Origin of the sequence: Sphingopyxis chilensis, assembly GCF_035930445.1 — a bacterium.
Classification (GTDB): Bacteria; Pseudomonadota; Alphaproteobacteria; order Sphingomonadales; family Sphingomonadaceae; genus Sphingopyxis; species Sphingopyxis chilensis.
On sequence record NZ_CP142394.1, the window covers coordinates 2,620,759 to 2,634,498 of the forward strand.

Below are 13,740 nucleotides of genomic sequence, written 5' to 3' on the forward strand. Positions count from 1 at the left end.
GCGAAAAACATGCTATGATGCTCCTTCAAAAGAAGGGGCAACGCCATGTTTCGTGCCTTCTACCTGGCCTACGCTGGCCTATGCTATGCGATATTCTTCGCGACATTCCTGTATCTTATCGCCTTCTTCGGCAATTTTCCGTTCGCCGGGCCAAAAGTCGATTTTGCGCGCGAAGCCGAGCCCGCTGTCGCGATCGCGATCGACCTCGCGCTGATCGCGCTGTTCGGCGTCCAGCATAGCGTAATGGCGCGGCCGGGGTTCAAGGCGGCGTGGACGCGCATCGTCCCCGCGCCGGTCGAGCGCAGTACCTATGTGCTGCTTGCCAGCGCCGCGCTGATCGTCCTCATGCTGTTCTGGCACGAACTGACTGCGGCGGTGTGGACGGTGACCGACCCGGTCGGCGCCGCGATCCTGTGGGCGCTCTTCGGGCTCGGCTGGCTGATCGTTTTGACCAGCACCTTCCTGATCAATCATTTCGAGCTGTTCGGCCTGCAGCAGGCATGGTTCGCGCTGCGCGAAAAAGCAGCCGCACCGCCGGTGCTGCGCCAGCCCTTCTTCTACCGCTTCGTTCGCCACCCGCTCTACGCCGGATTCTTCATCGCCTTCTGGGCGACACCCGCCATGACCGCCGGACACCTGCTGCTCGCGGCCGGCCTTTCGGCGTATATGCTGATCGCGATCCGGCTCGAGGAACGCGACCTGATCGACGTCTTCGGCGAGGCCTATGTCAGCTATCGTCGGCGCGTCGGAATGCTCATTCCGCACGTCGGCGACCGCTAGCGGCAGACCGTCCAGCCCGCCGTTCGCGCCGCCATGTCGAAATGGAAATGGTTGGCGTGCGCTTCATTGTGATCGGGCGACAGGACGGTGCTGAACAGGCCGCACGTCTCGTCACGCACGGCATGGAGGAATTCGCTGCGCTTGTCGCCGGGCTTCCAGTCGTTGATCAGTGCGATGCGCGTTCCGTCCGCCAGGATGAAGGCCGAGATATCGATCGCGTTGGCGGTCGAATGCTGGCTCTGCCCCTGCTCGCCGGCGATCTTGCGGCAATTGTAGCTGCCGAGATTTTCAAGCTCGGCGACCCTTTGCCCGAAATATTTTCGCGCGAGCGGCTGGACGACGTCGCGGTTCCATAGCGCCATCGCGGCGGTCACCGCGCAGCCGGGCGCAGCGTTCGCGGGTCGCATTGTCGGCACGAAACGGTCGCCGGTCAGGATCATGCGCTGACTGGCGCGGCATATCCCGTTGCCAACGGGCGGCCGGCGCAGATAACCCGCCTCGGCGCGGTCGAAGGCGGCAAAGCAGGCGATGTCGTCATTTGCGAGCGCGACCAGCTTGCTGTGGGTCGCCCACCCCTGCGGATGCGCAAGCTCGAAGCGGGTGCCGGGGATATGCTCGGGATGGTCGCGGACCCATTGCATACCAAGAATGGCGCCGATGGTCGCGAGGATCGCGATGGCAAACCAGATCAGATAGGGACGGATACTCTGCACGGCGCCTTAGTGAAGCGCGTCGTCACTCCGCACAAGCCACCATCGACGCCCCATCCGTCAGGCGAGTTGCGTGGTCTCGTGATCGCGACGCGGTCCGGTGGGAGCCTCTTCGCTTTCGAGCGCACCAAGACGCCCTTCGGCGCGCGCCTTGCGGCCATAGACGAGCTCGAACAGCGGTCCCGCCATCACGGTGGTGACGATCGCCATCAGCACCATGATCGCGAACAGCGTCGGTCCGATGATTCCCTTTTGCAGGCCGATATTGATGATGATCAATTCCATCAGTCCGCGCGCGTTCATCAGCGCGCCGATGCCCATCGCGGTGCGGTTATCCTCGCCCGCCAGCCGCGCGGCGAGCCAGCACGCGCCGAACTTTGCCGCGATCGAGACGAGCAAGATACCCAACGCCACGGCAAGGATCGAAAGGCTGTTCACCGTGGCGAGCTGCGTGTTGAGCCCCGAATAGGTGAAGAACATCGGGAGCAGGAAGACGACCGTCATCGGCTCCACCTTTTTCCTGATCTCCTCGGTCAGCAGCCCGCGCGGCATGCACGCCCCAAGCAGGAAGCCGCCGAACACCGCATGGATCCCGACCGCATCCATGAAGAAGGCCGCCATCGCATAGAGCATCAGCACGACGGCGAGCAGGCTGTGCGTGAGTTCGCCCTTTGCCTCGACCGCACGGCCGAGCGGGATCAGCAGCTTGCGGCCGATAAAGAACATGAAGAGCGCGAAGCCGACGCCCCCGACGATCGCGAGGAGCGCGATACCCGGCCCGCCACCAAACGTCGCCAGCACGATCGCGAGCACGCACCACGACACCGCGTCGTCGAACGCGCCAGCCGTGAGGGACAGGGTGCCGAGCGAGGTATTCGCAAGGCCGCGCTCGTTGATGATGCGCGCGAGCATCGGGAAAGCGGTCAGCGCGATGCACGCCCCCATGAACAGCGTCGCGCTGCCCTGCCCCAGCCCGTCGGCAAACAGGCCGGGGATGTCGAGCAGCCAGGGCGTGATCAGCGCCGCCAGCAGAAAGGGGGCGGCGATCCCCGCGGCCGACACGCCGACCGCACTTTTCGCCTTCGACCGGAAATGGTCGAGACGCAGCGTGGTGCCGACGAGGAACATGTAAAGGCCGACACCGAATTGCGCGCCGACATAAAGGATATTGCGCGTTTCCTTGGGGAACAGCGCCGCCTGAAATTCGGGGAAGAAGAGGCCGAAGAGCGAGGGACCAAGCACCACGCCGGCGATCATCTCGCCCACGACCTGCGGTTGCCCCATGAAGCGGTTCGCCATCCAGCCGACGACGCGGCAGACGAGCAGGATCACCGCGATCTGGAGGAAGAAATGGATGCTGAAATCGGTCGGAGTATAGCTGGCCGTGACGCTCGCCCCCGGACCGTGTGCGCCCATGACGTCACCGATTGTCCGCATCAGCTCATCGAACATATTCAATACCAATTTCGTCCTCCCCTGCCGCTTCAATCCGACTCGCAGGCCCCATCATCAGTCAATCCGGCGCCACAGAGACACGATCGGATGGTGAAAGCAACAAAAGTCTGCAATTGGTATTATTGCAGGATACTCGGCCCGCGCGCCATCGACTCGTCATCGTCATGGCACCGGCCATTCAAGCAATATAATCTTGTGTGAACGCTCTCATAGGGGATTTTTACCGGACGCGATCCGCTCGCGCATCATCGGCAGCCGTCAGCATCGAACGATCCGCCGTTTCCGTTCAACGCCCTACGGGGAGACCCGCGAAGCAGCTAGCCGAGCGGGACGAAGCGCACCGTCAGCCCATCCTTGGGCCGCGGGATCGGCAGCACCTGCCATTCGGGCGCATAGCCGTCCTCAACAACGATGCGGTGCGTCGTGAGGACATGGTGGAAGAATATTTTCGCCTGCATATAGGCGAAGTGCAGTCCGAGACACATATGCGCGCCGCCACCGAAGGGCACCCACGCATATTTGTGCCGCTCGCGGGCGACTTCGGGCGAGAAGCGCATCGGGTCAAACGTCTCGGGCTCGGGCCAATGCTCTTCCATCATGTGCGTATAGGCGGGACTGACGCCGACCGAGGTACCCGCAGGGATGCGGTAGCCGCCATATTCGAAATCCTTGAGCGCGCGGCGCGGGAAGCTTGGTACAGGCGGCACCAGCCGCAGCGCTTCCTTGAATGCCCATTCGGTCATTTCAAGCTGGCCGAGGCTGTTGTGGCCGACCCCTTCGCCCGCCGGCGACACCGCGAGCATCTCCTCGCGCAATTTATCCTGCCATTCGGGATGCTTCGCGAGTTCCCAGACCATAGACGTGATCGAGCTGGTGATCGTGTCGTGCGCGGCCATCATCAGGAAGTTCATATGGTCGACGATCGCCTCGACGCTCATATAGTCGCCATTGTCGTCGCGCGTGCGGCAGATCTGGCTGAACATATCCTCGCCGGTGCCGTCGCGGCGCTCGGGCACCATCTTGCCGAAATAATCGACCAGATAGGCGCGCCCCTTTGCCCCGCGGCCCATCGCGGTGAAGGGCAGCGGCACGCGCACGACGCCGATCGACGCCTGCACCATGTCGACGAACGCCTTGTTGACCTTGTCGGCCTCAGGCCCCCAGGGGATGCCGAGGAAGCTCGTCGCGGCGAGGTCGAGCGTCAGCTCCTTGATCGCCGGATAGAATTTGAAGGTCTTGCCGCTCCACTGGCCGATCCGATCCCTGATCCCTTCATTGAGTGAATCGGCATAGTGACGCATCGGTTCGGGCTTGAACGCGACCGACAGCAGCTTGCGATCAGCGCGATGCTTTTCGAAATCCATCAGCATCAGCCCGCGCGGGAAGAGCAGGTTGAGCACCGGCCCCCAGCCCTGTTCGGACGAGAAAATCTTCTCGCGGTCGAACATGACGAGTTCGTTCGCCTCGGGTCCGTGGAGCGCGACGCTGCGCCCGCCAAAGCTGTTGTTGCGATAGACGCGGCCATATTTGGCGACCATCCGCTTCGTGAAGCCGCGATAGTCGCGAAGCTGTTCGAGCGTGTTGCCGATCACCGGCATACCGTCCTCGCCCGGGATATGATCGATCGCGCTGTCAGGGTTGCGCGGCAGCCAGTGCCGCGTTTCCGGGCCAAAGCGCTTTTCGGACCATTCGCTCCTCGCGGGCTGGATATTCGTCGGCGCGTTCATCGGGTCGATCCTCGTCCATCATGTATCGACACTAGGCGTAACCCACTACTGACATCGATGCAAGTAAGGCATTTCGAGGTGCGGGACACCATTCACCGCAAATTCAACTCGACTCGTGCAATTTGCTGATCGAGTGAGGGGCCGCAACCGTTGGACCCCAAAGGACAAAGCCCATGGCGAAGAGTTTGAAGAGTCCCCTTTCCATCGCGCTCGCCGCGCTCGCCGCGACGACGCTCGGCGGCTGCTATTATGGCGACGTCTATGGCGCGAGCTATGCGTCGGGCGGCGATTGCGCCGCGCGCTACGGCGACGCCTATTATGATTATGACGGCTATGCCTATGGCGACGGCTATGGCTACGACTGTTACGATGCGTCGGATTATGGCGGCGGCTTTGTGAACATCGGATTCGGCGGCGGCTGGTACGACGATTATTATTACCCCGGCTACGGCATGTGGATGTTCGACAATTACCGCAACCGTTATCCGCTGCGCGGCCAGTATCTCAACTATTGGGGCGGGCGCCGCGCATGGTGGAAACATCATGGCGGACGCAAGGACTGGAAGCCCGGCCGTCCGGGATGGAACCATGGCGACCGCGATGGACGCCCCGGCGATGGTCGCCCCGGCCGTCCGGGCGGTTGGAATCGCGGTGATCGCGACAATGACGGCCCGCGCGGCACGCGACCGGGTCGTCCGGGCCAGCCGCCCGTCGCAGGCAATCCGGGACGCCCCGATCGCGGTCCCGGCGCGGTCCGTCCGCGCCCGGGCCGCGACACCTCTTCGCCCGCGCGCCCTGCTCCGTCGGCCCGTCCGGACCGCGGCCCGCGGCCCGCGCCGGCGGTTCGCAGCGCCCCCACGCCGCGCGTGACGCCGCCGGCGGCTGGCCGCGCGCGCAGCGACCGGGCGAACAAGACCCGCCCCGACTGAGGGTTCAGGAAGGCGGGGCGGTCTTTGCCGCCGCCCCGTCCTTCACTCCCGCCGACACGACCGTTGCGGCTACGAGATCGCCGATAACGTTGAGCGTCGTGCGGCACATGTCGAGGAAGCGGTCGACGCCGAGGATCAGCCCGATCCCTTCGGGCGGAACCCCGACCGATGCGAGGATCAGCGCGATCACCGGCAGCGATCCGGCGGGCACGCCCGCGGTGCCGATCCCGCCCAATATGCACACCAGCATCACCACGATCTGCTGCTGAAGTGTCAGGTCGATGCCGAAGAATTGCGCGAGGAAGATCACGGTCACGCCCTCGAACATCGCAGTGCCATTCTGGTTCGCGGTCGCGCCGATGGTCAGCACGAAGCGCGCGACCTTGTCAGGAAGCCGCAACTGGTCGTGCGCGACGCGCAGCGCGGTTGGCAGCGTTGCATTCGACGAGGCGGTCGCAAAGGCCATCACGAAGGCCTCCTGCGTCTGGCGAAAGAAAAGGACCGGCGATTTCCCGGCCAGCGTCTTCAGCAGGATGGGGAAGACGATGAACATCTGAAGCGCGAGCGCGAGCAAGACGACGCCGACAAAGGCCGACAGGCGGATGATGAGGTCCCAACCGAACTGCGCGGCAAGGTTGAACATGAAGCAGAAGACGGCGATCGGCGCGAGCTGGATGACGAGGCCGATCAGCTTCATCACCACTTCGAAAACGCCCTCGATCGCGGTCTTCAGCGTCTCGGTGCGCGGGGTGCTCACCAGCATCAGCCCGATGCCGAAGAACAGCGCGAAGAACATTACCGCGAGCACATCGTTCGCACCCATCGCGGCGAAGATATTGTCGGGGACGATCGCGACCACCGCGTCCATCCCGGATTTCGATTCGCCCGCACGATCGGCGATCGCCTGCGCGCCCGCGGCGCCCTCCGCCATCAGCGAGCGCGCCAGCGCCGGGTCGACCCCGGCACCCGGCTGGAGCAGGTTGACGACGGCGAGGCTGATGACGACCGAGATCGTCGAGACCGCGATCGTATAGACGAGTGTGCGCAGGCCGACCGATTTCAGCGCGCGCATCTCGCCCATTTCGGCGACTCCGACAATCAGCGCCGAGACGAGCAGCGGGATGACGAGCATGAAAAGCAGGCGCAGGAATATCTGCCCCAGCGGACCCGTCACATAGGTGGTGATCGTTTCGACCCATGCGGCGCCGGGCGCACCATAATGGACGGCGATACCGATAGCGAGGCCTGCCAGGAAGCCGACAAGCATCCGCCAGCGCAGCCGCCGCGCGCGCGCCTCATCGCGCTCGGCTTCGTCGATTGCCGCTGTCTCGGCCATGGCTCGGCTCCTTGCTCGTCCAAATCGGACGGCCGGCAGCACGCGCGTTATGCGTTATCGGCCGCTGGCTTGTTATCCCCCGCCTCGTTCGTATCACGAAGATCGAGCCCGCGGGTTCCATGATGCGGCGTATGCGACGGCGCGTGCGGCCGTTCGGCTTCGGCGGGTTCGGGCACTTCAAGCATCCCTTCCCACTTGGTGATGACGCTCGTCGCAACCGCGTTGCCGACCACATTGGTCGCGGTGCGCCCCATGTCGAGGAACTGGTCGATCGCGAGGATGATCGCGACGCCCTCGACCGGCAGGCCGAATTGCGCGAGCGTGCCGGTGATAACGACCAGGCTGGCGCGCGGCACGGCAGCGATACCCTTCGAACTGATCATCAGCGTGAGCAGAATCAGTATCTGCGTGCCGATCGACAGGTCAATTCCATAGGCCTGCGCGATGAAGATGGTCGCGAAGCTCATATACATCATCGAGCCGTCGAGGTTGAAGCTGTAGCCCAGCGGCAGCATGAAGCCCGAGATGCGGCGCGGCACGCCGAAGCGATCGAGCTGTTCGAACATCTTGGGCAGCGCGGCTTCCGACGAAGCGGTCGAGAAAGCGAGCAGCAGCGGTTCGCGAATGTAGCGGATGAGCTGCCATATCCGCTGGCGCAGGAATACCCAGCCCATCGTCAGCAGGATGATCCAGAGCAGCACCAGCGAGACATAGAATTCGACGAGCAATTCGAAATAGGTTGCGAGGATGCCGAGCCCGCTTGCCGCGACGACCTTCGCGATCGCGCCGAACACCGCGAAAGGCGCAAAGCGCATCACATAGCCGGTGATCTGCAGCATCATTTCGGCGAGCGCCTCGGCCCCGCGCACGAGCGGCGCGCCCTTATCGCCGATCGCCGACAAGGCGACCCCGGCAAAGATCGAGAAGACGAGAATCTGAAGGATATTGTTGGTCGCGAGCGCCTCGAGCGCATTTTTGGGGAAGATCGAAAGCGTGAATTCCCAGGCATCGAGCTTCTTGACTTCGCCCACCATCTTGGCCGCTTCGACCGCGTCGGGGATCGGCGCACCGACGCCGGGCTGGAAGAGGTTGACCATCAACAGGCCGAGCGCAATCGAGACGAAGCTCGCCGTGATGAACCAGGTGAGCGCGCGCACGCCGATCCGTCCGAGTGCGCTGCTGTCACCCATATGGGCGATGCCGACGACGATCGTAGACAGCACGAGCGGCGCGACGAGCAGTTTGATGAGGTTGAGGAAAACGTCGGAAAGCAGCTTGAAGGTCTTGGCGAGATGCTCGAACCACGGATCGCTCGCGGGAATCCCGACGTGCACGGCATAGCCGACGACCACGCCGAGCACCATGCCCGCGAGAATATACCATGTAAGCTTGCGGTCCATGCGGCCGTCCCCCGAATAGTCATTATGGCACGCCGTGACCGGCCAGATTCTCCCCCCTTTGACCCGTCGCGGGCCGCAGCGTCAAGGGGCAGGCGGTTCGCCCGCTATGCCGTCAGGTTATGAAGAAGGTGATCGCGAGGCAGGTCGAAACCCCGGTGATGATATTGAGCGGCACCCCGATCTTCACGAAATCGACGAAGCGATAGTCGCCCGCGGCATAGACAATCGTGTTGGTCTGGTAACCGATCGGGGTCGCGAAGCAGGCCGACGCTCCGATCATCAGCGCGATGACGAGCGGCCGCGGATCGACCCCCAATTCGCTGGCGATGGCAAGCGTCACCGGCGTCATCAACGCGGCGACCGCATTGTTGCTGAGCAGTTCGGAGAGGATCAGCGCGAAGAAATAAATTCCGAAGACGAGCACCCACATGGGCTGGCCCGCGAGTACGGGCTTGACCCAACCGACCATCATCGTCACCGCCCCGCTCTGTTCGAGCGCGAGGCCGACCGCGAGCATCGCGAAAATCAGGATCAGCACGTCGCCGTCAATCGTGCCCCACGCTTCCTCGCTGTCGATGCAGCGTGTCACGAGGATCACGCCGATCGCGATGATCGCGGCAACGCCGATCGACATGACATCGAGCGCGGCGAGCGCGACGACGGAAAGCATGCACAGGATCGCAATCCACGCCTTGCCGCGCCGAAAGGCGCGCACCTTGGCAAGGTCAGCGCCGATCAGGTGCGGGTTGTCGCGCAGCGCCTCGACCTCGGCCGGACCGCCCGCGACGAGCAGGCGGTCGGCCGGGCGGATGCGGACGCTCGCAAGGTCGGGCCCCGGTTCGTGTGCCGGACGGTCGAGGCCGATGATCCGCGCGCGGACTTTTTGCAGGAAGGGGATATCGATCAGCCGCTGGCCGATCGCGGGGTGGTTCGACGCGATCATCGTTTCGACGACCATGTCATTTTCGTCCGGATCGCCGCTGCCGATGCCAAGACGGAAGCGCCCCTGCTCGCGCCAGGTCATCAAGGTCGCACCGTCGACGCGAAGGATGAGCCGGTCGCCCGCCGCGAGCGTCCAATGCTCGAGTTCGGCTCCGAGGACGACCGCGGAACCGCGGCGGACGCCGACGACACGCCCCGAGCGCGGCAGGTCGCGGAACGCCTCGACCGTCATCCCGACGAGATAGTCATCCTCTTCGAGCACCAGTTCGGTCAGATATTGATGCGCATCATGCGTCCCGGCGGGTCCTTTGATCGGTTTGTCGGCGGGGAGCAGCCACCACATCAGCGCAAGCCCGATCATTCCCGACGCGGCGGTGACGAGGCCGATGGGGGTGATTTCGAAAATGCCGAAACGCTCCATTCCCGCCTGGCGCACGATACCGTCGACAACGAGGTTGGTAGAGGTGCCGATCAGGGTCAACGTGCCGCCGAGCACCGCGGCAATCGACAGCGGCATGAGCAGCTTTTTTGCGCTGACCCCGGTGACCTCCGCCAGTTTCATCATGATGGGGATGAGCACGACCACGACGGGCGTATTGTTCAGGAAGGCCGACGCGACGAGCGCCCCCACAAGGACTTCGACGATGGCGAGCCGCGGGTGCTTCTCCGCCCGCTTCATGATGGCGTCGGCGACGCGCTGGATCACGCCGGTGCGGATCAGCGCGCCCGACAGCACGAACATCGCGCCGATGACGATCGGCGCCGAGTTGGAAAAGACCGAATAGAGGCCGTCGGCGTCGAGGATGCCGAGCGCCAGATAGGTGCAGGCACCCAGGATCGCGATGACAGTCGCGGGCAGCCGTTCCATCAGGAAGCCCGTGAACATCGCCGCCAATATGATCAGCGACAGGGCGGCCTGATGCGCTTCGATAAAAGCCCGGAGCGCCTCGATCATGTCAGCCGTTCTGCGCGCGGTGGAGCAATTTATGGTCGGCGAGGACGAGCGCCATCATCGCCTCGACCACCGGCGCGCCGCGGATACCGACGCAGGGGTCATGGCGCCCCTTGGTGACGATATCGGTCGCCTCTCCCGCCCTGTTCACGGTCGGAACGGGGGTGAGGATCGAGCTGGTCGGTTTGAAGGCGACGCGCACGACCACCGGCTGCCCGGTCGAGATGCCGCCCGCGATGCCGCCGGCGTTGTTCGACAGGAAATCGGGACGGTTGCTGCCGTCGGTCGCGGGGCGCATCGGATCGGCATTTTCCTCACCGCGCAGGCGCGCGGCGTGGAATCCGGCACCGATCTCGACGCCCTTGACCGCATTGATGCCCATCATCGCGGCGGCGAGGTCGCTGTCGAGCTTGGCATAGATGGGCGCACCCCAACCGGCGGGGACGCCGCTGGCGGCGCATTCGATGACGGCGCCCAGCGAGCTGCCCGCCTTGCGCGCCGCGTCCATCAGCCCTTCCCAGCGCTGCGCCGCCGCGGGGTCGGGGCAGAAAAAGGGATTGCGATCAATCTCTTCGAGGTCGAAGTTCGCGGGGTCGATCGCATCGCCGCCGATTTCGGCCACCCAGGCATGGATCTGCACCTCCGGGATCACGAGCCGCGCGACGCCGCCCGCCGCGACGCGCGCCGCGGTCTCGCGCGCGCTCGACCGGCCACCGCCGCGATAGTCGCGGATGCCATATTTGGCATCATAGGCATAATCGGCGTGGCCGGGGCGGTAGGCCTGCGCGATCTCGCCATAATCCTTCGAGCGCTGGTCGACATTCTCGATCATCAGGCTGATCGGCGTGCCCGTGGTCTTGCCTTCGAAAATCCCCGACAGGATGCGCACCTGGTCGGGTTCCTGCCGCTGCGTCGTGTGGCGCGACTGGCCGGGGCGGCGCTTGTCGAGAAAGGGCTGGATATCGGCTTCGGACAGCGACAGGCGCGGCGGGCAGCCGTCGACGACCGCGCCGAGCGCGGGGCCGTGGCTTTCCCCCCAGGTTGTGAAGCGAAGGACGCGTCCGAAGCTGTTGAAACTCATTACCCTATCCCATCCGGCCGAATGCGGGAGCGTAATCCGCCCGTCCGCCTAGCGGCCAAGCCGCGTCCGAGTCCAGCATCATCGCCATGAAATGCGGCCCGGCAAAGGGCGATGCAAAGCGCGCGGCGAGGTCGGGCGAATAGCCGAAGCGGGGGTAATAGGATTCGTGGCCGAGGACGAAGCTGATCCGGACGGCCTGCCCACGCAGTTGGTCCAGCCCGGCGCGGATCAGACCATCGCCGATACCCTGCCCCTGCCGTTCGGGCGCGACCGACACGGGGGCAAGACCGGCTCCCGAAAGCGCGACGCCGTCGGCCTCGATATCCATCAGGCTGAACAGCACATGCCCGACGATTACACCGTCCCGTTCGGCAACGAGCGACACCAGCGCGTCGCCGTCTGCCTCGATCATGCGCACCAGCTCGGCTTCACCCTGATGGCCGAAATCGGTCCCGGTGAACGCGGCCCGGACGATTGTGTCGATAGCCTCGGCATCCGCCGCCGTCGCGGCGCGGATACCGGTTTCGTCAGACAAGCGAGATGTCCGGCGCGTCTTCCTGCTTCATGCCGACGGTGTGATAACCCGCGTCGACATGATGCGTCTCACCCGTCACGCCGCTTGCCAGATCGCTGAGCAGATAGAGCGCCGAACCGCCCACATCGTCGATCGTGACGTTGCGGCGAAGCGGCGCATTATGCTCGTTCCATTTCAGGATCAGGCGGAAGTCGCCGATCCCCGACGCCGCGAGCGTCTTGATCGGCCCCGCCGAGATCGCGTTCACGCGCACGCCCTGCGGGCCATAATCGTTGGCGAGATATTTGACGCTGGTTTCAAGCGCCGATTTCGCGACGCCCATGACGTTGTAATGCGGGATGACCTTTTCGGCACCATAATAGCTGAGCGTGAGAAGCGAGCCACCGCCCTTGCCGGTTTCGGGGTCGAAGGGCGTCATCATCGATGCCGCGCGCTTGGCGACCGCGGTGAAGCTGTAGACGCTGATATTCATCGTCATCAGGAAGTCGTCGAGCGTCACATCGGCATAATGGCCGCGCAGCGCTTCCTTGTTCGTATAGCCGATCGCATGGACGACGAAGTCGATCGTCGGCCAGCGTCCTGAAAGCGTCGCGAATGCCGCGTCCAGATTGTCCATGTCGGACACGTCGCAATCGATCAGGAAATCGCAGCCGAGTTCGTCGGCGAGCGGCTTGACGCGCTTGAGCATCACGTCGCCCTGATACGAAATCGCCAATTCTGCGCCATGCGCGTGCAGCGCCTTGGCAATGCCCCAGGCAAGCGATTTGTCATTCGCCAAGCCCATGATCAGCCCGCGCTTGCCCTTCATCAGACCCGTCATTTTTCTTCTCCGGCCTTTGCAATAATTACGTCGTCGACGCGCCCAATAGCGTCGTGGCCCAAATCCTCAACCTCGACGAGCGCGGCGTTGAGTTCGGCGCCCATCACCATACCCAATCCGACGAGGTAGAAAAAGAAAAGCGCGACCATCACACCCGCAAGGCTGCCATAGGTTGCGTCGTAGCTGAGCAAGCTGGCGAGCAGCGGTGGCAGCGCGAGGGTGACGCCGATCCACCAGAGCGTCGTGAACAGCGCGCCCGGCCATTTCGGGCATTTGAGCTGGCGGTATTTCGACGGCGTCAGGCTGTAGAAGAGCATATAGATGGCAAGGAACAGGCCCGCGCCCGACACGCCGCGCGAGATCAGGACGACGCCCCACGCCTGATATTGCTCGGGCAGCACGCGCGTCACGAACTGTTCGATCCCTACGATCAGCACCTGCATGCTGAACGACAGCAGCATCAGCACCACGGCGCCCGTGATGATACCGATCGACAGCAGGCGGTAGTGAAAGAAGCCCTTGCTGAAATGCGTGCCATAGGCGCGGCGCAAAATGTCGCGCACCGTTTCGATCAGGCTGCCCACGGTCCACAGCGCGACGAGCGCGCCAAGCCACAGGAATATCCCGGTGCGCGCGGTCATCACTTCGCGGATCGGGCCCGACAGCGCCTTTGCGACCGTCGGCGGCATCGTCGAAAACACCGCCTCGACCGCCGCTTCCCCGCCGACACTGCCCCCAAAGATCGACAGCGCCGCCGCGAGCAGGATGAAGAAGGGAAAGAGCGCGATCAGCGCCAGATAGGCGAGATTGCCCGCGTGGATGAAGCCATCGGTATAGGTGCCGACAACGACGCGGCGAACGATATGATAGGCGCGCGTGCCGGGGCCGAGCTGTTCGCGGCCGCGCTCGATGATCCCCTGCGCCCGGGCGCGCAGCTTGACGCGTTTGGCACGCTCGGCGCGCGCTTCGGGTGAGTGCGGCGAATGGCCTTCGGCCAGAAATTCCTTGCCGACCTCGTCGGCGACCTCGCGCTCGAGCGCGGCGACGATCTTCTTTTCGCTGGCTTCAGCCAC

The 13,740-nt window shown here is 64.1% G+C and carries 12 protein-coding genes; 2 read left to right on the forward strand and 10 right to left on the reverse strand.

The genetic code is table 11. From position 1 onward, the window contains the following. Positions 1-45 precede the first annotated feature (45 nt). Complete coding sequence (mddA, locus tag VSX79_RS12200) at positions 46-780, forward strand: methanethiol S-methyltransferase (RefSeq protein WP_179495100.1); 735 nt, start codon at positions 46-48, stop codon at positions 778-780. On the opposite strand, the gene VSX79_RS12205 is transcribed toward mddA, so the two are convergent. The 3 genes from VSX79_RS12205 to VSX79_RS12215 all read right to left on the reverse strand — a co-directional run bounded on the left by VSX79_RS12205 (position 777) and on the right by VSX79_RS12215 (position 4,672). After that, complete coding sequence (locus tag VSX79_RS12205; RefSeq protein ID WP_326913476.1) at positions 777-1,493, reverse strand: extensin-like domain-containing protein; 717 nt, start codon at positions 1,491-1,493, stop codon at positions 777-779. The genes mddA and VSX79_RS12205 overlap by 4 nt on opposite strands. Positions 1,494-1,550: 57 nt before the next feature. After that, complete coding sequence (locus VSX79_RS12210; protein ID WP_179497261.1) at positions 1,551-2,942, reverse strand: cation:proton antiporter; 1,392 nt, start codon at positions 2,940-2,942, stop codon at positions 1,551-1,553. Between the two features lie 320 nt (positions 2,943-3,262). After that, positions 3,263-4,672 carry a cytochrome P450 gene (locus VSX79_RS12215; RefSeq protein WP_326913477.1) on the reverse strand — a complete coding sequence of 470 codons (1,410 nt, stop codon included), beginning with the start codon at positions 4,670-4,672 and terminating at the stop codon, positions 3,263-3,265. 173 nt (positions 4,673-4,845) lie between these two features. Here VSX79_RS12215 and VSX79_RS12220 point away from each other — a divergent pair, with 173 nt between their 5' ends. Beyond that, on the forward strand, positions 4,846-5,601 hold the full coding sequence (locus VSX79_RS12220) for a peptidase (protein WP_326913478.1): 756 nt from the start codon (positions 4,846-4,848) through the stop codon (positions 5,599-5,601). A 4-nt stretch (positions 5,602-5,605) separates the two neighbouring features. Here the strand turns inward: VSX79_RS12220 and VSX79_RS12225 are convergent, their stop codons facing one another. The 7 genes from VSX79_RS12225 to VSX79_RS12255 all read right to left on the reverse strand — a co-directional run bounded on the left by VSX79_RS12225 (position 5,606) and on the right by VSX79_RS12255 (position 13,740). Beyond that, a complete protein-coding gene (locus VSX79_RS12225) occupies positions 5,606-6,937 on the reverse strand; it encodes a dicarboxylate/amino acid:cation symporter (RefSeq protein ID WP_326913479.1) in 1,332 nt (443 codons plus the stop codon). 47 nt (positions 6,938-6,984) lie between these two features. Further along, on the reverse strand, positions 6,985-8,337 hold the full coding sequence (locus VSX79_RS12230) for a dicarboxylate/amino acid:cation symporter (protein ID WP_179495092.1): 1,353 nt from the start codon (positions 8,335-8,337) through the stop codon (positions 6,985-6,987). A 112-nt stretch (positions 8,338-8,449) separates the two neighbouring features. Next, complete coding sequence (locus tag VSX79_RS12235) at positions 8,450-10,234, reverse strand: SLC13 family permease (protein ID WP_179495090.1); 1,785 nt, start codon at positions 10,232-10,234, stop codon at positions 8,450-8,452. A gap of 1 nt (position 10,235) precedes the next feature. Further along, complete coding sequence (aroC, locus tag VSX79_RS12240) at positions 10,236-11,312, reverse strand: chorismate synthase (protein ID WP_179495088.1); 1,077 nt, start codon at positions 11,310-11,312, stop codon at positions 10,236-10,238. A 4-nt stretch (positions 11,313-11,316) separates the two neighbouring features. Next, the gene (locus VSX79_RS12245) at positions 11,317-11,847 is read right to left on the reverse strand and encodes a GNAT family N-acetyltransferase (protein WP_179495086.1); all 531 of its coding nucleotides are present in this window, start codon (positions 11,845-11,847) and stop codon (positions 11,317-11,319) included. Then, complete coding sequence (gene fabI / locus VSX79_RS12250; RefSeq protein WP_326913480.1) at positions 11,840-12,667, reverse strand: enoyl-ACP reductase FabI; 828 nt, start codon at positions 12,665-12,667, stop codon at positions 11,840-11,842. Before fabI ends, VSX79_RS12245 begins: the two co-directional genes overlap by 8 nt. Then, positions 12,664-13,740 (reverse strand): YihY/virulence factor BrkB family protein, encoded by a 1,077-nt coding sequence (locus VSX79_RS12255; protein ID WP_179495082.1) that lies wholly within the window; start codon positions 13,738-13,740, stop codon positions 12,664-12,666. The genes fabI and VSX79_RS12255 overlap by 4 nt, the downstream gene beginning before the upstream one ends.